Annotated in this window: 23 protein-coding genes and 1 tRNA gene; 15 read left to right on the forward strand and 9 right to left on the reverse strand. The window is 70.4% G+C overall.

What is annotated here, in order from left to right:
- Positions 1-2: 2 nt before the first annotated feature.
- The 4 genes from JLI01S_RS02365 to argG all read right to left on the reverse strand — a co-directional run bounded on the left by JLI01S_RS02365 (position 3) and on the right by argG (position 4,958).
- Positions 3-998: a beta-ketoacyl-ACP synthase III gene (locus tag JLI01S_RS02365; RefSeq protein WP_068259344.1), complete on the reverse strand. Its 996-nt coding sequence runs from the start codon at positions 996-998 to the stop codon at positions 3-5.
- A complete protein-coding gene (locus JLI01S_RS02370) occupies positions 995-2,176 on the reverse strand; it encodes an acyltransferase domain-containing protein (protein ID WP_068259347.1) in 1,182 nt (393 codons plus the stop codon). Before JLI01S_RS02370 ends, JLI01S_RS02365 begins: the two co-directional genes overlap by 4 nt.
- Positions 2,177-2,231: 55 nt before the next feature.
- Positions 2,232-3,413: a PucR family transcriptional regulator gene (locus tag JLI01S_RS02375; RefSeq protein ID WP_068259350.1), complete on the reverse strand. Its 1,182-nt coding sequence runs from the start codon at positions 3,411-3,413 to the stop codon at positions 2,232-2,234.
- 117 nt (positions 3,414-3,530) lie between these two features.
- Complete coding sequence (argG, locus tag JLI01S_RS02380; protein WP_068259356.1) at positions 3,531-4,958, reverse strand: argininosuccinate synthase; 1,428 nt, start codon at positions 4,956-4,958, stop codon at positions 3,531-3,533.
- Between the two features lie 149 nt (positions 4,959-5,107).
- Between argG and JLI01S_RS02385 the strand changes: the two genes are divergently transcribed.
- A complete protein-coding gene (locus JLI01S_RS02385; RefSeq protein ID WP_084349127.1) occupies positions 5,108-6,250 on the forward strand; it encodes a glycerophosphodiester phosphodiesterase family protein in 1,143 nt (380 codons plus the stop codon).
- A gap of 16 nt (positions 6,251-6,266) precedes the next feature.
- Here JLI01S_RS02385 and JLI01S_RS02390 read toward each other — a convergent pair whose 3' ends face one another.
- The 3 genes from JLI01S_RS02390 to fdhD all read right to left on the reverse strand — a co-directional run bounded on the left by JLI01S_RS02390 (position 6,267) and on the right by fdhD (position 10,676).
- Positions 6,267-6,869, reverse strand: coding sequence for an MOSC domain-containing protein (locus tag JLI01S_RS02390; RefSeq protein ID WP_068259363.1), 603 nt, complete (start codon positions 6,867-6,869; stop codon positions 6,267-6,269).
- Between the two features lie 50 nt (positions 6,870-6,919).
- A complete protein-coding gene (gene aceE / locus JLI01S_RS02395; RefSeq protein WP_068259365.1) occupies positions 6,920-9,712 on the reverse strand; it encodes a pyruvate dehydrogenase (acetyl-transferring), homodimeric type in 2,793 nt (930 codons plus the stop codon).
- A 76-nt stretch (positions 9,713-9,788) separates the two neighbouring features.
- Entirely contained in the window at positions 9,789-10,676 is an 888-nt protein-coding gene (fdhD, locus tag JLI01S_RS02400) for a formate dehydrogenase accessory sulfurtransferase FdhD (RefSeq protein ID WP_068259367.1), read from the reverse strand.
- A 64-nt stretch (positions 10,677-10,740) separates the two neighbouring features.
- Between fdhD and JLI01S_RS02405 the strand changes: the two genes are divergently transcribed.
- The 12 genes from JLI01S_RS02405 (at position 10,741) to JLI01S_RS02460 (ending at position 19,803) form a co-directional block, all read left to right on the forward strand.
- Positions 10,741-11,277, forward strand: coding sequence for a PH domain-containing protein (locus JLI01S_RS02405; protein ID WP_245634497.1), 537 nt, complete (start codon positions 10,741-10,743; stop codon positions 11,275-11,277).
- Positions 11,274-12,725: a PH domain-containing protein gene (locus JLI01S_RS02410; RefSeq protein WP_068259370.1), complete on the forward strand. Its 1,452-nt coding sequence runs from the start codon at positions 11,274-11,276 to the stop codon at positions 12,723-12,725. The genes JLI01S_RS02405 and JLI01S_RS02410 overlap by 4 nt, the downstream gene beginning before the upstream one ends.
- 32 nt (positions 12,726-12,757) lie before the next feature.
- Complete coding sequence (locus tag JLI01S_RS02415; protein WP_068259373.1) at positions 12,758-13,192, forward strand: DUF3052 domain-containing protein; 435 nt, start codon at positions 12,758-12,760, stop codon at positions 13,190-13,192.
- Positions 13,193-13,226: 34 nt separating this feature from the next.
- Positions 13,227-13,703: a peroxiredoxin gene (locus tag JLI01S_RS02420; protein WP_068259376.1), complete on the forward strand. Its 477-nt coding sequence runs from the start codon at positions 13,227-13,229 to the stop codon at positions 13,701-13,703.
- Between the two features lie 31 nt (positions 13,704-13,734).
- Positions 13,735-14,709, forward strand: a complete 975-nt coding sequence (locus JLI01S_RS02425) for an isopenicillin N synthase family dioxygenase (protein WP_068259379.1) — start codon at positions 13,735-13,737, stop codon at positions 14,707-14,709.
- Positions 14,710-14,769: 60 nt separating this feature from the next.
- A tRNA-Val gene (locus tag JLI01S_RS02430) sits at positions 14,770-14,842 on the forward strand.
- A gap of 1 nt (position 14,843) precedes the next feature.
- Positions 14,844-15,707, forward strand: a complete 864-nt coding sequence (locus JLI01S_RS02435) for a Nif3-like dinuclear metal center hexameric protein (protein WP_068259382.1) — start codon at positions 14,844-14,846, stop codon at positions 15,705-15,707.
- A complete protein-coding gene (locus JLI01S_RS02440) occupies positions 15,704-16,441 on the forward strand; it encodes a zinc ribbon domain-containing protein (RefSeq protein WP_068259384.1) in 738 nt (245 codons plus the stop codon). Before JLI01S_RS02435 ends, JLI01S_RS02440 begins: the two co-directional genes overlap by 4 nt.
- Positions 16,441-17,565 carry a bifunctional RNase H/acid phosphatase gene (locus JLI01S_RS02445; RefSeq protein ID WP_068259385.1) on the forward strand — a complete coding sequence of 375 codons (1,125 nt, stop codon included), beginning with the start codon at positions 16,441-16,443 and terminating at the stop codon, positions 17,563-17,565. The genes JLI01S_RS02440 and JLI01S_RS02445 overlap by 1 nt, the downstream gene beginning before the upstream one ends.
- Positions 17,566-17,585: 20 nt before the next feature.
- A complete protein-coding gene (locus JLI01S_RS02450) occupies positions 17,586-18,110 on the forward strand; it encodes a hypothetical protein (protein ID WP_068259389.1) in 525 nt (174 codons plus the stop codon).
- A gap of 65 nt (positions 18,111-18,175) precedes the next feature.
- Positions 18,176-18,589, forward strand: a complete 414-nt coding sequence (locus JLI01S_RS02455) for a rhodanese-like domain-containing protein (protein ID WP_068259392.1) — start codon at positions 18,176-18,178, stop codon at positions 18,587-18,589.
- 38 nt (positions 18,590-18,627) lie between these two features.
- Positions 18,628-19,803, forward strand: coding sequence for an O-succinylhomoserine sulfhydrylase (locus tag JLI01S_RS02460; protein ID WP_245634502.1), 1,176 nt, complete (start codon positions 18,628-18,630; stop codon positions 19,801-19,803).
- Here JLI01S_RS02460 and JLI01S_RS02465 read toward each other — a convergent pair.
- Together JLI01S_RS02465 and JLI01S_RS02470 are read right to left on the reverse strand one after the other, a co-directional pair.
- On the reverse strand, positions 19,800-20,897 hold the full coding sequence (locus tag JLI01S_RS02465; protein ID WP_157074790.1) for an SLC13 family permease: 1,098 nt from the start codon (positions 20,895-20,897) through the stop codon (positions 19,800-19,802). The genes JLI01S_RS02460 and JLI01S_RS02465 overlap by 4 nt on opposite strands.
- Positions 20,894-21,640: a YaaA family protein gene (locus JLI01S_RS02470; protein ID WP_068259399.1), complete on the reverse strand. Its 747-nt coding sequence runs from the start codon at positions 21,638-21,640 to the stop codon at positions 20,894-20,896. Before JLI01S_RS02470 ends, JLI01S_RS02465 begins: the two co-directional genes overlap by 4 nt.
- Before the next feature lie 37 nt (positions 21,641-21,677).
- Between JLI01S_RS02470 and JLI01S_RS02475 the strand changes: the two genes are divergently transcribed.
- Positions 21,678-23,141, forward strand: coding sequence for an RNB domain-containing ribonuclease (locus tag JLI01S_RS02475; protein WP_068259407.1), 1,464 nt, complete (start codon positions 21,678-21,680; stop codon positions 23,139-23,141).
- 216 nt (positions 23,142-23,357) lie between these two features.
- Positions 23,358-23,939: a TMEM165/GDT1 family protein gene (locus tag JLI01S_RS02480; protein WP_068259410.1), complete on the forward strand. Its 582-nt coding sequence runs from the start codon at positions 23,358-23,360 to the stop codon at positions 23,937-23,939.
- Positions 23,940-23,948 lie beyond the last annotated feature (9 nt).

The following is a 23,948-nucleotide window of genomic DNA, read 5'->3' on the forward strand; positions in this document are numbered from 1 at the left end:
ACTTAGGGGAGGGTCACGACCTGCGCGGCCCAGGTGAGGCCCGCGCCGAAGCCGATCTGCAGGGCCAACCCGCCGGGCTGGACCTCGCCCTCACGGAGCATGCGCTCCATGGCGAGGGGGACGGATGCCGCGGAGGTGTTGGCCGTGGTGACGATGTCGCGGGCGACGGGCAGGTCCTGGTGCAGGCCGAGCGCCTTGACCATCTGGTTGATGATCCGCAGATTGGCCTGGTGGGGGATGAAGGCAGCCAGGTCCTGGGCCGTGATGCCCGCGGCGTCGAGCGCGCGCTGGGCCTCCTTGGCCATCGACCACACGGCCCAACGGAAGACGCTCGGGCCCTCCATGACGATCGCTGGCCACGGCAGGGCACGGTCGCCCGCGAGGGTCATCCAGGAGTCACGCTGGGCGATCAGGTGCTTCTGCTCGCCGTCGCTGCCCCACACGGTCGGTCCGATGCCCGGGGTCTCGCTGCGGGAGACGATCGCGGCACCGGCGCCGTCACCGAAGATGAAGGCTGAGCCGCGGTCCGTCGGGTCGGTGAAGTCGAGCATCTTTTCGACACCGACGACGAGCACGTGCTCGGCCGTGCCGACCCGGACCATGTCATTGGCCACGGAGATGCCGTGGCAGTACCCGGCGCAGGCGGCGGAGATGTCGAAGGCTGGTGCACGAGAGTCCAACCGGGCAGCGAGCTCGGGAGCCGCCGCCGGCGTCTGGTACGGGTGGGACACCGTCGCGACGATGACTGCGCCGACCTGGTCAGCGGAGAGCCCGGCGTACTGGAGCGCGCCCCGCGAGGCGTGCTCGGCCATGTCGACGACGCTCTCGTCGGGAGCCGCCTTGTGGCGCGAGGCGATGCCGGAGCGATCCTGGATCCACTCGTCGGACGAGTCGATCGCGTCGACGATCTCGCTGTTGGGCACGACGCGTTCGGGGCGGTAGCCACCGATACCGGTGAGCCGGGCGTGGTGCAGGACGTCGGGGACACTGATGCTCACGCGAGGCCACCCTGAGGGTGCATCCGCAGCAGCGGTTGGCCGGGGGAGACGGGGTCGCCGTCCTCGACGAGCCACTCGACGACCGTGCCGGCGTGGCCCGAGCGCACCTCGAGCGAGTCGCGGAGGGAGGACACCTCGGCGACGACGTCGCCGGCAGCGACCTCGGAGCCGGGCTGCACGGCAGAGACCTTGACCATGCCCTTGACGGGCGAGGTCACCAGCCGCCAGGTGGGCTGGCTGGCCTGACGGCTGGAGCCGTGCTCGCGGACCATCCGGTGGGCGGCCTCGAGGTCGTCGGGGGTCTTGAGTGCGAGCACCTCGATGCCCTTGAGACCACGCTTGGCGAGACCGGTGAGGGCCCCGGCCGGGGGGATCTCGATGATGCCGGTGACACCCAGGTCCTTGAGCGTCTCCATGCACAGGTCCCAGCGCACCGGGTTGCTCACCTGGTTGACGATGCGCCGCAGGACCTCGGGCCCCGAGTGGACGACGCTGCCGTCGACATTGGAGACGAGCGGCACGCGGGCATCGTGGGTCGAGACCGCGCGCGACAGGCGAGCGAGGTCGGCGACAGCGGGCTGCATGTGCTCGGTGTGGAAGGCACCGGCGACCTTGAGCGGCATGACGCGCGCCTTGGCGGGCGGGGCCTCGGCGAAGGCCGCGAGCTGCTCGAGCGTGCCGGCGGCGACCACCTGGCCGGCGCCGTTGACATTGGCCGCCGTCAGGCCGTGCGACTCGATGCTCGCCAGCACCTCCTGCGCGTCGCCGCCGAGGACGGCGCTCATGCCGGTCGCGGTGACGGTGGCGGCCTGCGCCATGGACCGGCCGCGCTCGCGGACGAGGACCATGGCCTGCTCGGCGCTGATGACGCCGGCGGCCGTGGCCGCGGTGATCTCGCCGACGCTGTGCCCGGCGCCGGCACCGACGACACGGAAGCCGTCGGCCGGGTGCTCGAAGAGGGTGAGGAGGGAGAGCAGGCCGGCGGCGACGATGAGTGGCTGCGCCACCGCGGTGTCCTTGATCGTCTCCTCGTCGGAGGTCGTGCCGTGCGCGGCCAGATCGATGCCGGCGACCGTCGAGAGCCAGTGGAGTCGGTCTGCCACACCGGGCAGCTCGAGCCATGGGGAGAGGAAACCGGGCGTCTGGGACCCCTGACCGGGGCAGGTGATGGCGAGCACGTCTCAAGACTCCCGTGCGGAGGGTGGTGTGGTCGACATCGACCTCACCAGAGAATCACCCAAGGCTCTTGGAGGGATCCTCCAAGATTGCGCCAAGTGTGAGCGCGATCCGCACGGTGAAGGCCTCGTGCGGGTCGGACAGGTCGTACCCGATGACATCGGTGATCCGACCGAGCCGATAACGCACGGTGTTGACGTGGACGATCAGGGTCCTCGCCGTGGCCTCGAGCCCGGAGGACTCCAGGTGGGTGCGCGCGGTCTCGAGCAGGCTCGGGTGCTCCTCGAGCGGGACCTGGACCATCTCCACGAGGGTGGCTCGGGCCAGGTCGTCACCGGCGACCGCACGCTCGGCGAGCAGGTCGTCGGCTGCGACCGGGCGCGGACGCCCGGGCCACCCCGGTGCGGCGACATGGCCGGCCACGGCAGCGTGCGCGGAGAGCGCGCCGTCGGAGAGGCCGTGGACGAGCGGGCCGTGGACGAGGTCCCCCTCGGCGAAGCAGTGGGCGAAGGCACGGGCGGCCGCGGCCGGATCCTGCACTCCTCCCACCACGGCAACCAGCCGGGTGCCCTGGACACCGGCGAGGACCGGCAGGTCCAGACGCCGCGCCGTCGAGTGCACCTGACCGACGGCCGTCGCCGGATTGCGCTCATCGTCGCCAGATGTGGGCGAACTGCCCACCAGGACAACGACATCCGTGACATCGCCCCACCCGAGTGCCGCAGCCCGGGAGCGGATCGACTCGTCCACCTCGGCCCGCATGACGGCGTCGATGACGAGTGACTCCAGACGGGCATCCCACGCCCCACGCTGCTCCGCCGCATTGGCGTAGACCTGGGCCGCACCGAAGGCGATCTCCTGTGAGTAGCGCAGGACCGCGATGCGCAGATCGGTGTCGTCACCAGGCCGGGCGAGCTCTTCGACGCGCTCATCGACCACGTCCACGACGGAGCGGGCCAGCTCGAGCGTCTGGGACAGGCTGATGGTGCGCGTCAGCTCGCGCGGGGCCGCACCAAAGGTCGTGCGGGTGTCGGCGGGAGCCACTCCGTCGAGCCACTCGATGAAGTTGGCGATGCCAGCCTGAGCGACCAGAGCCACCCAAGAGCGTTCCTCGGCGCCGAGCCGGGCGTACCAGTCATGCGTTGCCTCGAGCCGTTGCGTGGCCGCGCGAGCCAGCTCGCCGCCACTGCGGCGCACCTGCCGGCGGGTCGTGAGGGAGACGAGGCCACGGCGCGACATGGATCCGAGTCTATGTGCGACCCACACAAGCGCGCACCAAACGGTGACCTGGGCTCGGACGCAGGAAACCCCGCAGGTCCGAAGACACTGCGGGGTTGCCTGCTGGAGTCGTGGAGATCAGTCGGTGCCGAACTCCATGGCGGCGCGGTCGAGGGCGTCGTCCATGTCGTCGACGTCCTTGGCCGACGGGTTGGAGGCGATCAGGTCGCCGCCGCCGGCCTCGAGCTCGCCCATGATCTCGAGGTAGCCACCGCTCAGCTGGTCCTGCGCGGCGTAGACCTCGAGCTTGCTGCGGCTGTCGGCGATGTCGAGGTTGCGCATCGTGAGCTGGCCGATGCGGTCGACAGGACCGAAGGCAGCGTTGTCCGTGCGCTCCATCGACAGCTTGTCCGGGTGGTAGCTGAAGTGCTCGCCGACGGTGTTGAGGATCGTCCAGTCCTCGCCGCGGCGCAGGCGCACGGTCACCTCACCGGTGACGACCGAGGCGACCCAGCGCTGCAGCGACTCGCGCAGCATGAGCGCCTGCGGGTCGAACCAGCGGCCTTCGTACAGCAGGCGGCCGAGACGGCGACCCTCTGCGTGATAGGCAGCGATCGTGTCCTCGTTGTGGATCGCGTTGAGGAGGCGCTCGTAGGTCATGTGCAGCAGGGCCATGGCTGGGGCCTCGTAGATCCCACGGGACTTGGCCTCGATGATCCGGTTCTCGATCTGGTCGGACATGCCCAGACCGTGGCGGCCACCGATGGTGTTGGCGGCCATGACCAGGGCCACGGCGTCACCGCCGAAGTCGTCGCCGTTGATCGCGACGGGGCGACCCCGATCGAAGCGCACGGTGACGTCCTCGGTCTCGATGGCGACCTCGGGGTCCCAGAAGCGCACGCCCATGATCGGCTGGACGATCTCGAGGGACTCGTCGAGGTGCTCGAGGGTCTTGGCCTCGTGGGTGGCGCCCCAGATGTTGGCGTCGGTGGAGTAGGCCTTCTCCGCGCTGTCCCGGTAGGGCAGCTCGCGCTCGGTGAGCCACTCGGACATCTCGTGGCGACCGCCGAGCTCCGTGACGAAGTCGGCGTCGAGCCACGGCTTGTAGATGCGCAGGCCCGGGTTGGCCATGAGGCCGTAGCGGTAGAAGCGCTCGATGTCGTTGCCCTTGAAGGTCGAGCCGTCGCCCCAGATGGAGACGCCGTCCTCCTTCATGGCCCGCACGAGGAGGGTGCCGGTGACGGCGCGCCCCAGCGGGGTGGTGTTGAAGTAGGTGCGGCCGCCGCTGCGGATGTGGAAGGCGCCGCACGCGATGGCCGAGAGGCCTTCTTCGACGAGCGGGCCCTTGCAGTCCACGAGGCGGGAGAGCTCGGCGCCGTACTGGCCGGCACGACCGGGGATCGACTCGATGTCGTCCTCGTCGTACTGGCCGAGGTCAGCGGTGTACGTGCACGGCACCGCGCCCTTCTCGCGCATCCACGCGACAGCCACCGAGGTGTCGAGACCGCCGGAAAAAGCGATGCCGACACGTTCACCTGAAGGAAGAGAAGTCAGTACTTTGGACACAAGGGTCAGCCTAGGTCCTCCAGCGATCGAGAGCGGCCTCGGCCCACCACACGGAGCGAAGGGGGCACTTCCGTGCGTTCATCGAGTGCTCACGCGGACGACACTGCGACGTGGGACGACGGGCTGGTGTCGCTGCTAGCGTCGCCGGCATGCACCGCACACGGACTGCCACAGGAGTCTTGGCCGTCGTCGCGCTGGCCGTGCCCGTCGCAGTCCTCGTACAGTCGCAGGACACTGAGGTCCGGTCCATTTCTGGTGACCCCGGGTACCAGGAAAAGGACATGAGCGACCCGCTCGTCCTCGCCCACCGTGGCGCGTCCGGGTACCGCCCCGAGCACACTCTCGCCGCCTACGACCTCGCCGTCGAGCAGGGCGCCGACTACATCGAGCCCGACCTCGTCATGACCAAGGACGGCGTGCTCGTCGACCGCCACGAGCCGGAGATCGGTGGCACCACCGATGTCGCCGACCACCCCGAGTTCGCCGACCGCAGGACGACCAAGCAGGTCGATGGCAGGGCCGTGCCGGGCTGGTTCGTCGACGACTTCACCCTGGCCGAGCTGAAGACCCTGCGCGCCAAGGAGCGCCTGGGCGGCCTGCGCCCGGTGTCGAGCAGGTACGACGGCCAGTTCGAGGTGCCGACCTTCGAGGAGGTCCTCGCCAAGCGGGAGGAGCTCTCGCGCCGGACCGGCCGCGTCATCGGGATCATCCCGGAGATCAAGCACTCGACCTACGCGCACGCGGAGGGCTTCGACCCTGAGGCGGAGGTCGCCCGTCTCGTGCGGCGCCACCACCTCAACCACAGCAAGGCCCCGATCTGGATCCAGTCCTTCGAGCTCACCGCGCTGAAGGACCTGCGCACCGTGCACGGGTACGTCGGCAAGAGCACCTTCCTCACGGAGGTCGCTGGCGGCCCCTACGACCTGCACGAGCAGGGCACGACCTATGCGGAGCTGACGAGCGCCGAGTCCATGAAGGAGCTGTCACGGTGGATCGACGGCTTCGGTCCGGCGAAGGACGCGGTGATCACCCGCAACGCGGACGGCAGCCTGGGGGAGCCCACCAGCTTCGTCGCCGACGCGCACGGGGCCGGGTTGAAGGTCACCCCGTGGACCTTCCGCGCAGAGAACACCTTCCTGCCGACCGACTTCCGCCTCGGCTCGGACCCCGCGGCCCACGGCCGGCTGGCCGATGAGGTGACCGCCTTCTACGAGGTGGGCGTCGACGGGGTCTTCTGCGACCAGCCCGACATCTGTGCCACGGCCCGGGAGGACTTCTTGACCGGCTCCTGAGGTCCCTGAGAGCCGGTCAGACGGGTGCGAGAGGTGTGCGCGGCTGCGGCGGGAGCTCGACCTCGATGGGGTCGCCGGGTCGCACCGTGCCGCTGCGCTCGACAACGGCCATGACGCCGGCCCGGCGCACGATGCCGACCCCGTCGACGCTCTTGACTCCCCCGGTCGGACCCAGCTCGACGTCGGCGTCGGAGGCGATGCCGTCGATCCGGCGGACGACGACCTTGAGCAGCCCGCGGGAGCGCTCGTCGATCTGCCGGCAGGGGTTGCGCAGGCCGGTCAGGCGCACGCTCGCCCCGCCCAGGTGCAGCCGAGTCCCCTCGGGGAGAGCGAGCAGGTCGAGCCCGCCGGTGAGGACGTTCTCCCCGAGGGATCCGGGACCGATGTCGTGCCCGGCGTCGCGGGCCTCGTCAAGCAGCGCTCCTTGGATGAGGTGCACCTGACGCAGGTTGGGCTGGTTGGGATCACGGCGCACCCGCGAACGGTGCTGCACGAGGGTTCCGGCGTGGGCGTCACCGCGCACCCCGAGGTCCTCGACGAGCTCGATGGCCTCGCAGGGCTGCTTGCTGAAGCGGTGGAGCTGGTCCCGGCTCACCGACATGACGAAGGGGGTGTCCACGCCCGTGATCCTGCCACGGCGGTGGACACCCCCTTCGTCTGCAGCGTGCGTCAGGCGTCGCCGCCCGCGTTGCCGGAGGTGCCGGCGCTGATGTCGAGCAGGCGGTACTTGTCCGCAGCCTGTCCCGGCACGTCCTCGGCCACCCAGCCGCGTTCGGCGAGCATCTGCAGAGCCCGCACGGCCATCGACGGACCGTCGACGTGGAAGTAGCGCCGAGCCGCAGCGCGGGTGTCGGAGAAGCCGAAGCCGTCGGTGCCGAGCGCCGAGAACTCCTCCGGGACCCAGGGACGGATCTGGTCCTGGACCTGCTTCATGTAGTCGGAGACTGCGACGACCGGGCCGACCGCGCCCTCGAGGGCCTGGGTGATGTACGGCGTGCGCCGCTCGGCCTCGGGGTGGAGGAAGCGCTGCTGGTCGCAGGCCATCGCCTCACGGCGCAGCTCGCTCCAGCTCGTCACCGACCAGACGTCGGCGACGACGCCCCAGTCGTCCTTGAGCAGCTGCTGTGCCTCGAGTGCCCACGGCATGCCGACACCACTGGCGAGCAGCTGGCAGCGAGGTGGGGTCTCACCCAGTCCGGAGTCGTCACCCGCGGCAAAGCGGTACATGCCCTTGAGCAGTCCGTCGACGTCCAGGCCCTCGGGCTGCGCCGGCTGCACGAGCGGCTCGTTGTACAGCGTCAGGTAGTAGATGACATTGCGGCTGGGGTCGCCCTTGGGCGCGTCGCCGCCGTACATCGTCTCCAGGCCCTGACGCATGATGTGCGCGATCTCGAAGCCGTAGGCCGGGTCCCAGGCCACGACGGCGGGGTTGGTCGCCGCGAGCAGGGGGGAGTGGCCGTCAGCGTGCTGCAGGCCCTCGCCGGTCAGCGTCGTGCGACCGGCGGTGGCGCCGAGCATGAAGCCGCGCGCCATCTGGTCACCGGCGGCCCAGATGCTGTCGCCGGTGCGCTGGAAGCCGAACATCGAGTAGAAGATGTACATCGGGATCATCGGCTCGCCGTGCGTGGCGTAGCTCGTCGCGGCGGCGGTGAAGGCGGCCACCGAGCCGGCCTCGTTGATGCCCGTGTGGATGATCTGACCCTGCTCCGACTCGCGGTAGGCGAGCATGAGGTCCGCGTCGACCGAGGTGTAGTTCTGGCCGTGCGGGTTGTAGATCTTCTTCGTCGGGAAGAACGCGTCGAGGCCGAAGGTGCGTGCCTCGTCGGGGATGATCGGCACGACCCTGTCGCCGAAGTCCTTCTCCCGCATGAGGTCCTTGAGCAGCCGGACCCACGCCATGGTCGTGGCGATCTCCTGCTTGCCCGAGCCCTTGGCCATCTGGGCGTACTTGTCGTCGCCGGGCAGCGTCGGCGTCGTGTACTCGACGCGGCGCTGAGGCAGGCCACCGCCGAGCTTGCCGCGGCGCTCCTTGAGGTACTGGATCGCCTCGTCGTCCTCGCCGGGGTGGTAGTACGGCGGCAGGTACGGATCCTTCTCGAGCTGCTCGTCGGAGATCGGGATCTTCAGCCCGTCGCGCAGCCCCTTGAGGTCGTCGAGGGTCAGCTTCTTCATCTGGTGGGTCGCGTTGCGCCCGGCGAAGTGCGTGCCCAGGCCGTAGCCCTTGATCGTCTTGGCGAGGATGACGGTCGGCTGGCCGGTGTGCTCCGTCGCGGCGCGGTAGGCGGCGTAGACCTTGTTGTAGTCGTGGCCGCCACGCTTGAGCTTCCACCACACGTCGGCGTCGGACCAGTCCTCGACGAGCTTGCGGGTGCGCGGGTCGCGGTTGAAGAAGTTCTCGCGGACAAACGCGCCGTCGTTGGCACGGAAGGTCTGGTAGTCGCCGTCGGGCGTCTGGTTCATGAGGTTGACCAGGGCGCCGTCGCGGTCGGAGGCCAGCAGCGGGTCCCAGCCGCGGCCCCAGACGACCTTGATGACATTCCACCCGGCGCCGCGGAAGTAGGCCTCGAGCTCCTGGATGATCTTGCCGTTGCCGCGGACCGGTCCGTCGAGGCGCTGCAGGTTGCAGTTGATGACGAAGGTGAGGTTGTCCAGCTCTTCGAAGGCGGCGGTCTGGAGCAGGCCGCGGCTCTCGGGCTCGTCCATCTCGCCGTCACCGAGGAAGGCCCACACGTGCTGCTGCGAGGTGTCCTTGATGCCACGGTTGTGCAGGTACTTGTTGAACTGCGCCTGGTAGATCGCGTTCATCGGACCGATGCCCATGGACACCGTGGGGAACTCCCAGAACTCGGGCATCAGCCGCGGGTGCGGGTAGGAGGGCATCCCGATGTCGCCGCCGTTGGCGAGGCGGTTGGCCTCCTGGCGGAACCCGTCCATCTGGTCCTCGCTCAGGCGCCCCTCGAGGAAGGCGCGGGCGTACATGCCGGGGGAGGCGTGTCCCTGGAAGAAGATCTGGTCGCCACCGCCGGGGTGGTCCTTGCCCCGCCAGAAGTGGTTGAAGCCGACCTCGTAGAGGGTCGCCGCGGAGGCGTACGAGGAGATGTGGCCGCCGACGCCGACGCCGGGGCGCTGGGCGCGATGGACCTGGACCGCGGCATTCCAGCGGATCCACGCGCGGTAGCGACGCTCGACCTCTTGGTCACCGGGATACCACGGTTCGTTGGTCGGCTTGATCGTGTTGACGTAGTCGGTCGTCGTCAGTGACGGGACCCCCACGTTCTTCATCCGCGCACGCTCCAGCAGCCGCAGCATCACGTAGCGGGCACGATCGAGCCCGGAGTCGTCGATGAGGGCATCGATGGAGTCCAACCACTCGGCGGTCTCCTCCGCATCGATGTCCGGCAGGTGGGTGGGGATGCCGTTGAGGATGGGGCCGTCGCTGAGGTAATCCGCTGAGCCGGGCACGTCGTCGTCCTTTCACAAGACCGATCCGCCAGAGGTGACGGCGGACACAGCCACTATCTCGCGTCCGTGGCGACCGTCACAAACCGGGTTCGGCCTCCGAGATGCGCGCGGGGTGGCTGTAGGCGGTCGCGCGGTCCCCGCGGACGAATCCCAGGAGGGTCAGCCCGCTCCGGTCGGCCACCTCGACGGCGAGGCTCGTGGCGGCCGAGACGCAGGCCAGGACCGGCACACCGGCGACCGCGGCCTTCTGCGCGATCTCGAAGCCGGCCCGGGAGGAGACGAGCAGTGCGTGCCCGCGCAGGGGCAGGCGCCCTTCGCGGGCCGCCCAGCCCAGGACCTTGTCGACGGCGTTGTGCCGTCCGATGTCCTCGCGCACGACGAGCAGCTCGCCCTGCGCGTCCAGGAGAGCGGCTGCGTGCACACCACCCGTCGCTTCGAAGACCTTCTGCCGCAACCGCATCGCCGCCATGCCGGCGTGGATCGCATCGAGGTCGAAGCGGGTGTCGTCGGTCGAGGGCGAGTGGGGGAGGGCGGCGAGCAGGTCGTCGACCGAGGTCGATCCGCAGACGCCGCAGGCGCTGGTCGCGACCTCGGTCCGCTGGGTGATCGGCCGGCGGAGCGAGACCCCCGCGGCCAGCGTCACCTCGACGACGTTGAAGGTCGGCGACCCGTCGGGGCCGGTGTCGGTGCAGTGCATCATCGTCGCGATGTCGTCCCCGTCGCCGATGAGCCCCTCGGCCACGAGATGACCGAGCGTGAGGTCGAAGTCGTCGCCGGGCAGGCGCATCGTCGTCGTCACGGTCGTCGATGGTGGACGAAGGGGGTTGCTCCCGGCCGGGATCCCGCGGGCGGGCAGGGCCGCGACCCGGATCTCGAGGGGCTCCTCGACCGCGACCGACTCCAAGCGGGTGCCCGTTCGACCACCGATCCGCTGCACCTTCAGGCGCTGCGTCATACGTCCCATCACTGCACCTCCGGTCGATCGGCCACGACGCCAGCCTACGGACCATGTCTGGTGTGATGGTGCTGTGGATGACCAACTGGCAGGACCCCCTTCGACGTCTCCCTCTCCGGGCCCCACCGTGCTCCCGCTGAGCGGTGACCACGGCGCCGACTGGCACACGGTGTCGCCCAAGCTCGCCCGGGTGCGGCGGGTCAGCGCGAGTGCGGTCCTCCTCCCGGTGGCGCTCGCGCTCGCCTTCTCGTCCGTCCACCTCTGGTGGTGGCTGGCTGTCGGCGCTGCCGCGTTGGTCCTGCTGTGGGCCTGGCTGATGTGGCTGCTCGGGGTGCAGGTGCGGGCGATCACCTGGGCGGAGCTGCCCGAGGAGCTGGCCATCCGCAAGGGCCGCATGTGGCGCCGGCTCGTGACGATCCCCTACGGCCGTATCCAGTACGTCGACCTCAGCTCCGGTCCCTACAAGCGCACGGTGGGCCTGGCCGACATCACGGTCAACACGGCCTCGCCGGCCAGCAGCGGGGACATCCCCGGGCTGCCGTCGGAGGTTGCCGAGGAGCTGCGGGTGCGGCTGGCGGCCCGCGGCGAGGCGCAGCGGGCGGGCCTGTGACCGACGAGGACTTCGTCCGGGTCCACCCGGTCTCGCCCTTCATCCGGGGCGGGCTGGTCGTCCTGGGCGTCTTCGGCTACCTCCTCAGCCAGCAGCTCGACACCATCGCCGGCGCCTTCGCCGGTCAGGGCGACGGTCCCGGCGAAGGGGGCGGGCGCTGGCTCCTCGTGCAAGCCGGGGTCGTCGCCCTGGTCGTCGTCGGGGCGCTCGTGCTGGGCCTCGTCTCGTGGTGGTTCACCCGGTACCGCCTCGGCGAGGACAGCATCGAGATGCGCAGCGGCGCGCTCTTTCGTCAGCACCGGCAGGTGCGCTACGACCGCATCCAGGCCGTCGACATCGTCCGACCGCTCCTGGCCCGTCTCACCGGCCTCTCGGAGGTGCGCGTGGAGTCTGCGGGCGGGGGCGACTCCCACCTGTCGATCGCCTATCTGAAGGTGGCGGACGCAGAGGGGGTGCGCGAGCGGCTGCTCGGTCTGGCGCACCAGGTCGAGCTCGGGGACGCATCGCCCGATCCGCAGACTGACGATTCGCGGACCCACGAGGCACCGGTGGGCGACCGGCGCGCTGAGCACGTGCTGTCCGTGCCCCCGGGACGCGTCGTCGCCTCGGTCCTGCTGAGCAGCGAGGTGCTCTTCCTCGCCGTCCTCGCCGTCGTCGCGGTGGTCCTCGTGCTCGTCGGCCTGGCGCCCGCGGTGGGGGGCTTCGTGCCGATCATCGCCCTGAGCGCCGGTCGGGCCCTGATGCGCCTGAGCCGCTGGTGGGGCCTCACGATCGGCTTGCGCGGCACGACCCTGACCAGCCAACGTGGCCTCACCGACACCCGGACCTCGTCGGTTCCCCTGCATCGCGTCCAGGCGGTGGCCATCGAGCAGCCCTGGTTGTGGCGGCGACAGGGCTGGTGGTCGCTGAAGGTCAATGTCGCCGGGGCGGACATCGGATCGGCCTCCGAGGGGGCCTCGGACAGCGAGCTCGTGCCGGTCGCGACGACCGCGGAGGTCATGCGGCTGCTCGAGGTCCTCACCGCGGACGCGACGACGACCGCAGAGGTCGCGTCGCTCATGCAGGGGACCCCGGCGGCCTTCGTCGGACAACCGGCACGGGCGCGCCGGCTCCATCCCTTCGCCCACCGGCGCATCGGCTACCTCGCAGGTGAGCGAGCGGTCATCACCCGTGGTGGGTGGCTGGACCACACCGTGCAGGTCGTCCCGTGGGGACGGATCCAGTCCATGACGCTCGTCCAGGGCCCCCTGTCTCGGCGGATGGACCTGGCGAGCGTGCACTTCGTCAGCACGGTCGGGCCGGTGAGTCCGCACGTCAGCCACCTCGATCGGGCCGCCGCAGAGCGCCTGCGGGGCCGCACCGAGGCCCTCGCGAGCCGCTCTCGACGAGGCGAGCCGGGGGGCTCTGCTTGCTTCCCGAGCCCGGACACGGTGGACTGTGACCGATGAATGAGCACACAGCAGGAGAAGGGACCACAGTCGTGACGGGGCAGTCGACGGCGCACGGCGAGGATCTCGCCCGGGACGCCGTGTCCAAACTGGGCTTCGCCAAGGAGCAGATCGTCCAGGAGTACGGCTGGGACGATGACGCAGACGAGGCCTTGCGCGCCGCCATCGAGGAGGTCGTGGGCGACCCCATCGAGGACGAGGACTACACCGGTGTCGTCGACGCCGTGATCCTGTGGTGGCGCGATGGCGACGGTGACCTCACCGACGCACTCGTCGACACGCTGGGCACGCTCGCCGAGGGCTCCTCGATCGTGTTGCTGACGCCCCGCCCCGGTCAGGAGGACGAGGTCGACCCGAGTGAGGTCGACGAGGCCGCCACGACCGCGGGGCTGCACACCTCGGGCAATGTCATGTGCTCCGAGCACTGGGTGGCGACCCGACTCGCCGCCCGCAAGGGCGTCGCCTGATCGTCGCCCACCTGGGCACTGGCAGACTGACGGGATGACCCAGCAGCCACTGTCGGTCGGGGACACCGCGCCCGACTTCACCCTGCGCGACCAAAACGGTCGCGATGTCTCGCTGAGCGAGTGCTTGGGGGAGCGGGCGGCGCTGCTCGTCTTCTACCCCTTCGCGTTCTCCGGGATCTGCACCGGTGAGCTGGGGGAGATCCGCGATGACCTGGGGCGCTTCGAGTCCGAGGCCGTCACGACCTTCGCGATCTCCTGCGACCCGATGTTCAGCCTGCGGGCCTGGGCCGACCAGCAGGGGTACTTCTTCCCCCTGCTGTCCGACTTCTGGCCGCACGGGCAGGTCGCGAGCAGCTACGGCGTGCTCGACGAGGCCGCGGGCAAGGCGGAGCGCGGGACCTTCCTCGTGGGACGCGACGGTCGCATCGCCTGGTCGCTCGTCAACCCCTCGGGGCAGGCGCGCGACTTCGCCGGCTACCACGAGGCGCTCACCCAGCTCGCCCACGCCTGAGGCTCCACCAGGGCAGGTAGCCTTCGTCGTCATGAGCGACGACATCCTCGAGGTTGACCTGCTGGCCTTCGAGTCCGGGGACGGTGAGCGAGCACGGGCCGTCGTCGACGGTCTGATGACCTCGCTGGACACGGGCTTCGTCTTCGTCAAGCACGACCTGTCCGAGGACCTCATCGACAGCGCCTACGGCATGCTGGAGGAGTTCTTCGGCGCCGAGCGCGAGGTCAAGGAGCAGTTCGTCGCTCCCGGCACCCACGGTCAGACCGGTTACACGGGCCTGCTCGTCGAGACCGCGGCCACCGCCGACGTCGCGGACTGGAAGGAGATGCTCAACTGGGGTCCTGCGATCCCGGCCGGGCATCCGCTGCGCACGCGCTACCCGCACCGATACCACGACCCGGTGCTCCCGGAGTCGGCCGTGCCGGGCATCACCGAGACCCTCACGACCTTCCACACCGCGGTCGCGGACCTGCAGCGGCGCGTGCTGCGGATCATCGCCACCGGCGTCGGCGCCCACCCGGACTACTTCGAGAAGATGCTCGTCGACGGGCCGACCCTCTCGCGCGCCATCCACTACCCGGCGATGGAGTCCGCGCCCGACGCGCCGCACGTGTGGGCGGCCGAGCACGCCGACATCAACCTGATCACCGCGCTGCCGCGGGCCACCGCCGCGGGCCTGCAGGTCCGGTTGAAGGACTCCGGCGAGTGGATCGACGCCATCGCCCCGCAGGGCGGCGCGATCATCAACACCGGACTCATGCTCGAGGTCGTCACCAACGGGGTCATCACGCCCGGCATCCACCGGGTCGTCGCCGCCCCCGGGCAGGAGGGTGATCGCTACTCGGTCGTCCAGTTCGCCCACCCCACCCCGTGGACGATCCTCAGCCCGCTCGTGCCCACCGTCACCGAGGAGACGCCCCAGCTCTTCTCCCCGATCAGCGCCGCCGACGCCCTCGATCTGGTCCTCTACGAGATCAACCTGATCGAGGACGCACGACGGGTGTGAGGCCGAGGCGTCGGGCACCGGCTCCGGGCTGACACAATGACCGCGGCGCCGCGCGCGCCGGGGCCTGTAGCTCAGTTGGTAGAGCACCGCGTTTACACCGCGGGTGTCGTCGGTTCGAGACCGGCCGGGCCCACATGACTTCCATACCGCTCCGGGACGTGCTGAGCGTCCTGGAGGACTCCTTCCCGCAGGAGTCGGCCCAGTCCTGGGACCGTGTCGGGCTCGTCTCGGGTGACCCCGAGCAGCCGATCCGTCGTGTCCACGCCGCCGTCGACCCGACCCTCGAGGTGATCCAGGAGGCCCGCGATGCCGGCGCCGACCTGATCATCACCCACCACCCCCTGCTGCTGCGCGGCCTGCACTCGGTTGCCACGACCAGCGCGAAGGGGGCTGCCGTCACCTCCCTCGTCGTCGGCGACGTGGCGCTGTACGTCGCCCACACCAATGCCGATGTGGCCGAGCCGGGAGTCAACACCGCGCTCGCCGCGGCCTGCGGCCTGGCCTCGACCGAGCCCCTGACGATCGAGGAGGGGCGCCCGATGGGGCGCGTCGGTGACCTCGACGAGCCGGTCTCCCTGGCGGACTTCGCTGCGCGGCTGGCGGACTCGCTCCCTTCGGCGCCAGCGGGGGTCCGCGTGGCCGGACCGGCCGACGGCGTCGTGCGACGGGTCGCCCTCCTCGGTGGTGCCGGCGACGGGCTCATCGGTGCCGCAGTCGCCGCGGGCGCAGATGTCTACGTCACGTCCGACCTGCGCCACCATCCGGCACTCGAGGCCCGTGAGGAGGCCACGGCGACCGGGGGCACCCCCTTCCTCATCGACGCCGGCCACTGGGCCACGGAGTCGCTCTGGCTGGGGGAGATGCTCGACCGCCTCAGGGAGTCCCTCGCAGCCGCCGGGCACGACGTGGTTGGCTTGGAGACTCACGTGAGCACCATCTGCACCGACCCGTGGAGTTTCACCGTGGGCGCACGCACCGACCAAGGAGACCCGCAGTGAAGGCAGACCCCTTCGTCCAGGCACGACTCCTCGATCTGCAGGCGCTGGACACCCGCCTCCAGCAGATCGATCACGCGCTCACCCGGGTGCCGCAGATCGCTGCCGTGCAGGAGGCCGAGGGCCGGCTGCGGCAGGTGAGCGACGACGTCGTCCGCGTCGAGACCGGACTGTCCGACATCCGGCGCGAGGTCGAGCGGGCCGAGGCCGATGTGCAGCAGGTGCGCGACCGCACCGCGCGCAACACCTCACGCCTCGAGTCCGGCCAGGGCAGCGCCAAGGACCTCCAGGCCCTCCAGCACGAGCTGGAGTCGCTGGCCCGCCGACAGGCTGCGCTCGAGGACGTCGAGATCGAGGTCATGGAGCGCCAGGAGAGTGTGGAGACGCGGCTCGCCGAGCTCGCCTCGCAGCGCGACGAGGCACAGGCAGAGGTCGACCGGCTGACCGCTGAGCGCGATGCCGCCGTCGCCGAGCTCGACGCCGAGCGCGTCGAGGTCGCCCGCCCCCGGGACGAGATCAGCGCCAGCATCGACGACGCGCTCCTGGCGCTGTACGAGCGGATCCGCGAGCACTCCGGCGGGCTGGCCGCTGCCGAGCTCAAGCACGGCCGGTGCGGCGGCTGCCGTCTCGAGCTCAACCCGACGGACCTCGCCGCCATCGACAGGACAGCGAGCAACGAGGTCGTGCGCTGCGAGGAGTGCACTCGCATCCTCGTGCGCACCCACTCAGACGACTGATGCCGCGCTCGCTGCGCGTCGAGGCCGACGGGGGGTCCCGGGGCAACCCCGGGGTCGCCGGCTACGGGGCGCTCGTGCGGGACGCGGACACGGGAGCCCTCCTCGTGGAGCTGGCGGCACCCCTGGGGACAGCGAGCAACAATGTCGCCGAGTACCGCGGGATGCTCGCGGGACTGGCCGCGGCAGGACGCATCTGCGCCGATGCGCAGGTGCTCGTCGCGATGGACTCCAAGCTCGTGGTCGAGCAGATGTCCGGTCGGTGGAAGATCAAGCATCCCGACATGCGCGAGCTGGCGCTGCAGGGTCGTGACCTCGTCGCCTCGATCCGGGACGCGGGAGGGTCGGTGGACTTCACCTGGGTCCCGCGTGCGGACAACGGCGCTGCCGATGCCCTGTCCAACCGCGGCATGGACGGCGAGCGCGTCGAGGACTGGCACGGCAGCGAGCAGGGCCGCGACGACCTCACCCCGTCGCGTGACGGGGAGCAGGAGCCCGTCCGTCCGCCGGCGGGCCAAGGAGCGCCCACCCGGGTGATCCTCGTGCGCCACGGCGTCACCGAGTTCACCGAGCAGGTGCGCCTCGACGGCCGCGGAGGTGCCGACCCGGGCCTGACGGCCACCGGTCGACAGCAGGCCGATCGGGCGGCCGACCTCGTCGCCGAGCTCGTCGACGGCGGGCGGGTCACGGTCATCACCTCGGACCTCCTGCGCGCTCGGCAGACCGGGGCAGTCATTGCCGAGCGGCTCGGCGTCCGCGCCGAGGTGGACCGGGACTGGGACGAGCAGTCCTTCGGCGACTGGGACGGAGCCGCGATCGCCGATCTCGTCCGGGATGCCGCTGATGACTTCACGGCGCTCCGCGACGACCGGGGGTATGCCCGGCCCGGAGGCGAGTCGCACGACGAGCTGGTCGAGCGCGTCACCGATGCCTGGGAGCGGACCGTCGCACGTGGTGGCACCATCGTCGTCGCGAGCCACCGCAAGCCGATTCTTGCGGTGCTCTCGCTCGTGCTCGACCTGCCACACGACCGCATGTGGCGCCTCGCGGGCTCGCCGGGATCGCTCACCGCTGTCGAGGCCTGGCCCGATGGACAGGCCGTCGTCGCGTTCACCAACCGCACCTGAGGGGACCTGACATCACTAACGTGCCTGACTGGCTGATCGCCACCGGACTCATCGGCGCAGTGCTCTTCGGCCTGCTCTCCGCCTTCTTCCCGCCGCTCAACGCCGAGATCTATGCGCTGGCGGCACCCGTGATCTTCCCGGACGCGTGGGTGCTGCACGTGTGCGCCATGACCGGTGGACTCGTCATCGGCAAGATGTCCCACTTCGTCATCGCGGACAAGGGAGCAGTGGCCTACAGCCGCCGCCGCGAGGCCAAGGAGGCGCGCGAGGCAGCCGAGCCACGGCGTGCGGCCGGACCGATCCGTGAGCAGCTGACTCGGTGGAGCAAGGCGATGATCGACGTGCTCGACCGACCACGTCTCGGGCCGCTCGTGATGCTCGCCTCCTCTGGTGTCGGGTTCCCGCCACTCGCCGTGGTCACCGTCGCCGCGGGGATCAAGAGGGTCAACATGGCGCTCTTCTTCGTCGTGACATCGATCGGCTGTCTTGCGAGATTCCTCGTGACGGCCTGGCTGGTCACGCGCGGCATGTCACTCGGTCACTGAGCCCTCCACGTCTCGCGACGTGACCCGCGGTCAGGCCGGCGCGGTGCGGAAATTAACCTGACGTCATGAGCCAGTACCCAGACCTCACCCCCCGGCAGGCCTGGGAGCGCCTCGAGAGCGATCCCGCAGCGGTCCTCGTCGACGTGCGCACGCAGGCCGAGTGGTCCTTCGTCGGGCTGCCCGACATCACCTCCCTCGGCAAGCAGGTGGTCGCCATCGAGTGGACGACCTTCCCTGAGGGCGCGCCCAACCCGAGGTTCCTCGAGCAGTTGCGCGCCGCACTTCCGTCCGAGGACGCGCCCGTGCTCTTCCTCTGCCGCTCCGGAGCCCGCTCCGCCGCGGCGACGGCCACGGCAGCCGCCGCGGGCTATGCCGGGGCCACCAACATCTCCGAGGGGTTCGAGGGTGACCTCGACGAGCACGGCCACCGTGCGACCAACGGGTGGAAGCAGGCGGGTCTCCCGTGGAGGCAGGGGTGAGCGAGGCTCCCTTCGGCCCGGGCAACCCGAGTCCCTACCTGGACCCCGACGGGTTGTCCGCGCAGACCCTCGCCGTGCGTGGCGGTCAGGCGCGATCGACCTTCGACGAGACGTCCGAGGGGCTCTACCTGACCTCCGGCTTCGTCTACGGCAGCGCGCAGGAGGCCGAGGCCGCCTTCACCGACGGCGTCGACAAGTTCGTCTACTCCCGCTATGGCAACCCGACCGTGGCGATGTTCGAGGAGAGGCTGCGCCTGCTCGAGGGTGCGCCGGCCGCCTACGCGACCGCATCCGGCATGTCGGCCGTCTTCACCGCACTCGCGGCGTTGTTGGGCGCGGGAGACCGCATCGTCTCCTCGCGGGGGCTCTTCGGCAGCTGCTTCGTCATCCTCGACGAGATCCTCCCGCGGTGGGGCGTCGAGACCGTCTTCGTCGACGGTCCCGACCTCGACCAGTGGCGTGACGCGTTGTCCGAGCCGACGGCCGCGGTCTTCTTCGAGACACCGAGCAATCCCATGCAGGAGCTCGTGGACATCGCCGCCGTCAGCGAGCTGGCGCACGCCGCCGGTGCGCAGGTCGTCGTCGACAATGTCTTCGGGACCCCGGTCTTCTCGCGGCCGCTCGATCACGGGGCCGACATCGTCGTCTACTCGGCGACCAAGCACATCGACGGACAGGGCCGGGTCCTCGGTGGAGCGATCCTGGGGCCGCAGGAGTACATCGACGGCCCGGTCAAGAACCTCATCCGCCACACCGGACCGAGCCTCTCTCCCTTCAACGCCTGGGTGCTGCTCAAGGGGTTGGAGACGATGGACCTGCGGGTGCGTCGGATGGCGGAGTCCTCCCTGACGATCGCTCGGGCGTTGCAGGAGCATCCCAAGGTCTCGCGCGTCATCCACCCCTGGCTGCCGGAGCACCCGCAGCACGGGCTGGCACGGCGTCAGATGAGTGGTGGCGGTACGGTCGTGACCTTCGACGTCGTGGGGGGCAAGGCGGAGGCCTTCGCGCTGATGAATGCCCTGAGCATCGTCGACATCTCCAACAACCTCGGTGACTCCAAGTCGCTCATCACGCACCCGGCGACGACGACGCACCGGCGCATGGGCGAGGAGGCACGTGCGGCCATCGGCATCGCCGACTCCACGCTGCGCATCTCCATCGGTCTCGAGGCGGCCGAGGACCTCGTGGCCGATCTGCGGCGCGCGTTGGGCTAGGCAGCGAGTACCAGCACGAGCACGGCCGCACTGCCGGCGAGCAGCGCCACGGCGAGTCCCTGCGCGGCGAGAGGCACCAGGTGCACGCACACCCCGGCCGTCCTCATCCGGTGGAGCCACAGGAGTGTCGCGAGCGACCCCCATGGGGTGACGACGGGGCCGACATTGGTCCCGACGAGCAGCGCCATGAGCCGGGTCGGGCTCGTCGCGGCGGCGTCCTCCAGCGCGAGGTAGGCCGGCAGGTTGTTGACCAGGTTGGAGCCGAGCGCGCCGATGCCCGCGACCCTCAGCAGGTCGCCCGCCTGCTCACCGTGGCCCAGCAGGTCAGCGAGCGGGCCAGCGGCCCCCTGCGACAGGCCGATCTGGACGAGCCCGAGCAGCGCTCCGACGACGAGTGCCATGATCCACGGCGGCCTGATCCTGCGCAGGAGGAATCGAGCCCGCCACCACACCGCGGCCAGCAGCACCACGGCGGCGCCGCATGACACGATCCAAGGCTGGCCCCCGAGCGCGAAGAGCGGGCCGATCGCCAGGCAGGTCCCGGCGGCGACCCCGAGCAGGACCCGGTCGTGGGGTCGATCCGGGGCCTCGGCCACGAACCGCCCGCGCAGCTGCCGACGGTGGACGACTCCGACGACGACGAGGGTGGCGAGCACTGCTGCCAGACCCGGCGCGAGGGCGAGCGCCACGGACTCGGCATGGTCGACGCCAAGTTGCGAGAAGCGTTGCGCAGCAAGCAGGTTGGTCAGGTTGGAGACGGGCAGGAAGAGCGAGGCGGTGTTGGCCAGGAAGAGCGTCGTCACGGCGAAGGGGGCCGGCGTCGCCCCCACCTGCCGGGCCACGGTCAGCGCCACAGGGGTGAGCAGCACGGCGGTCGTGTCCAGCCCGAGGAAGACCGTGACGACGACTGCGACGGCGGCGAGCAGCAGCCACAGCGCGAGGACTCGCCGACCCGCGACACGGGCCGCCGCGTGACCGGCGACGTCGAAGACGCCCGCAAGGTCACTGATCTCGGCGACGACCGTGATCGCCACGAGGAAGACCATCACCGGCAGGGCCCGAGCGAGGACCTCGACGAGCTCGGGCGGGATCACCGCACTGTGGCGTCGAGCACCCAGGGGCGTCCGGTCGCGGACGGCGCGGTCAGTGCGACCTCGAAGGCCGGTTCGAGCGCCGTGGCGAGGGCCGCGGGGGTCCGGGGTTCGCGATCGACACCCAGGAGGTGTCGGGTCACCAGGCCACGGGTGTGCTTGGCCATGTGGGTCGCTCCCGGGATCCGGATCTGGACCCACCGCTTCGCCACCGAGCCGGAGGGGGTCCACGCGGCCGTGTAGGTGCTCGAGCGACAGTCCACGACGAGCCCGGTGCCGGCGGCCGCCGTGAGCTCACCGTCGAGGGCTGCACGCCAATGGCCGGCCAGGGGCCCGATGTCCGGGAGGTTGACGGCCATCGACAGGCGGTAGGGCGGGATCCGGTCGGACGGGTGCACCGCACCAAAGAGCGCGGACACCACGACGATCCACCGGTTGGCCCGGCGCCGTTGTCTAGGCGTGAGGTCGCCGAGGTCCAGCGCGTCGTAGAGGACACCGGTGTAGACATCCGCCGCGGGTGGAGCGGGGGCGGTCATCAGGCGAGTGTTGCGCGCCACGTCCTCGACGAGGTTGGGGCTGACGCCGAGCACCTCGTGGGCGTCCGGCCGGGCGCTGACCTCGGCCACCGCAGCGAGCACCGCCTCTCGCTGTGGACGCAGGGCGGCGAAGGAGAGCGTGTCCAGGTCGAGGCTCTTGCCGCGCGAGCGGCCGGTCTTGGACTCCGAGGGAGGTAGCAGCACGAGCACCCCCCGGACGATACGTCAGCCGTTTAGGGTGGCGAGCATGGCTCCGAAGCGCACCGTCACCCTTCGTCCCACCGACCCCGCAGCCGGAGAGGTGGTGGCCGCCGCGGGCCTCACGCCTCGCTTCGACGCCATCCGCACCGAGCAGGAGGTGCCCGCGGCGTTTCCCGAGGACGTCCTCGCGGAGGCCGAGAGGGTTGCCGCGCAGCCGCTCTCACGACCGGAGCGTGACGAGACCGAGCTGCCCTTCCTCACCATCGACCCGCCCGGGTCGATGGACCTCGACCAGGCCATGCACCTGAGCCGTGACGGGGACGGATACCGGGTCCGCTATGCGATCGCGCACCTGGAGTCCTTCGTCGCGCCCGGCGGCGCCATCGACGCAGAGGCCCGTCGTCGGGGCCAGACGATCTATGCGCCCGACGAGCGGACCCCCCTTCACCCGCCGGTCCTCAGCGAGGACACGGCGAGCCTGCTGCCCGACGAGGTACGTCCCGCCTATGTGTGGGACATGCGGCTCGATGCTCGTGGGGAGCACACTGCTGCGGAGGTCTACCCAGCGCTCGTGCGCAGCGTCGACCGGCTCGAGTACACGGCAGTGCAGGAGGCCGTCGACTCCGGGACCGATGATGAGCGGCTCGTGCTGCTCAAGGAGATCGGCGACAAGCGCATCGTCCTCGAGCAGGAGCGTGGCGGCGCCTCGCTCCCGATGCCCGACCAGGAGGTCGAGGAGGTCGAGGGCGGCTTCAGGTTGCACCTGCGCCCGCTCGTTCCGGCCGAGGACTGGAATGCGCAGATCTCCCTGCTGACCGGCGTCGTCGCCGCCGGCATGATGCTCGACGCAGGTATCGGGATCCTGCGGACCATGCCGCACCCTGAGGACTCAGCCGTCGACCAGCTGCGACGCATCGCCCGCGCCCTGGGCGTCGAGTGGGCCGAGGGCGTCGATCACGGCACCCTGCTCCGCTCGCTCGACGGGACCAACCCCAGGCACCTCGCTCTGATCCACGAGTCGACAGTGCTCTTCCGCGGGGCCGGCTACACCGCCTTTGACGGGCACCCGCCGGAGGTGGCCGAGCAGTCCGCCATCGCGGCTCCCTACGCCCACGTGACGGCGCCCTTGCGCCGGCTCGTCGACCGCTTCGGGCTGGCCCTCTGCGCAGCGGTCAGCGCGGGCGAGGAGGTGCCGCAGTGGGTTCGTGAGGCGCTGCCGCTGCTGCCCGAGCTCATGGAGGCCTCGGACCGCAGGGCCGCGGCGGTCGAGCGGGCGACGACGGACGCCGTCGAGGCGGCCACGCTCGCCGATCGGGTGGGCCAGGAGTTCGCCGCGGTGGTCATCGACGTACCCGGTGGTCAGGAGGGCAAGGACGACCTCGAGGTCCAGCTCATCGACCCTCCGGTCATGGCCAAGGCCAAGGGTGCTGCCGAGCTCGGCGCCGAGGTCACCGTGCGGCTGACCGATGTCGATCTGACCTCCTGCAAGGTCGCCTTCGAGGTGGTGTGACCGGCGGGCGGGCGATGGTCTAGAGTCTGCGGCAGCGAAAGGGAGTAGTCCCCAACAGGTGTGTCGACACACTGAGCCTCGGCCCTCGGGTCCCGGCTCCGGCACATCGGGCCAGCATTGCTGGCGGACGAGACTTTCGACCGGTTTGTCGTTGCCACATTCCCGGTCGAGGCTCGTCACCGCGACTCCTCGTCCGGGCGGACGAGGAGTTTTTTCATGTTCTCTGCACTGGTGCTCAGCACCGTGGTCATCTTTGTCGCCGAGCTCGGAGACAAGAGCCAGCTGATGGCGATGACCTTCGCAACCCGCTACCGGGCGCGGGACGTGATCATCGGGATCACTGCCGCCACCGCCATCGTGCACCTGGCCTCCGTGGGCATCGGGTACTTCATCGGCGCGAGCTTCGAGAAGTACCAGGCTCCCATCGCCATCGTCGCCGGGCTCGCGTTCCTGGCCTTCGCGGCCTGGACCCTGCGTGGCGACGAGCTGACAGACGAGGAGGCGCAGAAGGCGCGCAAGGCCAAGGGGTCCGCGCTCCTGGCCGTGGGCCTGGCCTTCTTCCTCGCGGAGCTCGGGGACAAGACGATGCTGGCCACCATCACCCTCGCGGTCCGCGAGGACTGGTTGGGCACCTGGATCGGCTCGACGATCGGCATGGTCGCCGCCGACGCCCTGGCCATCGCCGTCGGCGCGGTCCTGGGACGCAAGCTGCCGGAAAAGGTCATCAAGTACGGCGCCGCCACGGCCTTTGCGATCTTCGGTCTGATCCTCATCGCCGAGGGGCTGGGCTGGTTCTGACCTGGGCGG

It is taken from the genome of Janibacter limosus NBRC 16128 (assembly GCF_001570985.1).
GTDB lineage: Bacteria > Actinomycetota > Actinomycetes > Actinomycetales > Dermatophilaceae > Janibacter > Janibacter limosus.

Excerpts from the sequence above, each read along its gene's own strand:
- JLI01S_RS02435 (WP_068259382.1), top strand. The coding sequence starts at position 14,844 with ATGACTTCCATACCGCTCCGGGACGTGCTGAGCGTCCTGGAGGACTCC.
- JLI01S_RS02445 (WP_068259385.1), top strand. The coding sequence starts at position 16,441 with ATGCCGCGCTCGCTGCGCGTCGAGGCCGACGGGGGGTCCCGGGGCAAC.
- JLI01S_RS02455 (WP_068259392.1), top strand. The coding sequence starts at position 18,176 with ATGAGCCAGTACCCAGACCTCACCCCCCGGCAGGCCTGGGAGCGCCTC.
- JLI01S_RS02375 (WP_068259350.1), bottom strand. The coding sequence starts at position 3,413 with ATGTCGCGCCGTGGCCTCGTCTCCCTCACGACCCGCCGGCAGGTGCGC.
- JLI01S_RS02385 (WP_084349127.1), top strand. The coding sequence starts at position 5,108 with ATGCACCGCACACGGACTGCCACAGGAGTCTTGGCCGTCGTCGCGCTG.
- JLI01S_RS02480 (WP_068259410.1), top strand. The coding sequence starts at position 23,358 with ATGTTCTCTGCACTGGTGCTCAGCACCGTGGTCATCTTTGTCGCCGAG.
- fdhD (WP_068259367.1), bottom strand. The coding sequence starts at position 10,676 with ATGGGACGTATGACGCAGCGCCTGAAGGTGCAGCGGATCGGTGGTCGA.
- JLI01S_RS02475 (WP_068259407.1), top strand. The coding sequence starts at position 21,678 with ATGGCTCCGAAGCGCACCGTCACCCTTCGTCCCACCGACCCCGCAGCC.
- JLI01S_RS02420 (WP_068259376.1), top strand. The coding sequence starts at position 13,227 with ATGACCCAGCAGCCACTGTCGGTCGGGGACACCGCGCCCGACTTCACC.
- JLI01S_RS02425 (WP_068259379.1), top strand. The coding sequence starts at position 13,735 with ATGAGCGACGACATCCTCGAGGTTGACCTGCTGGCCTTCGAGTCCGGG.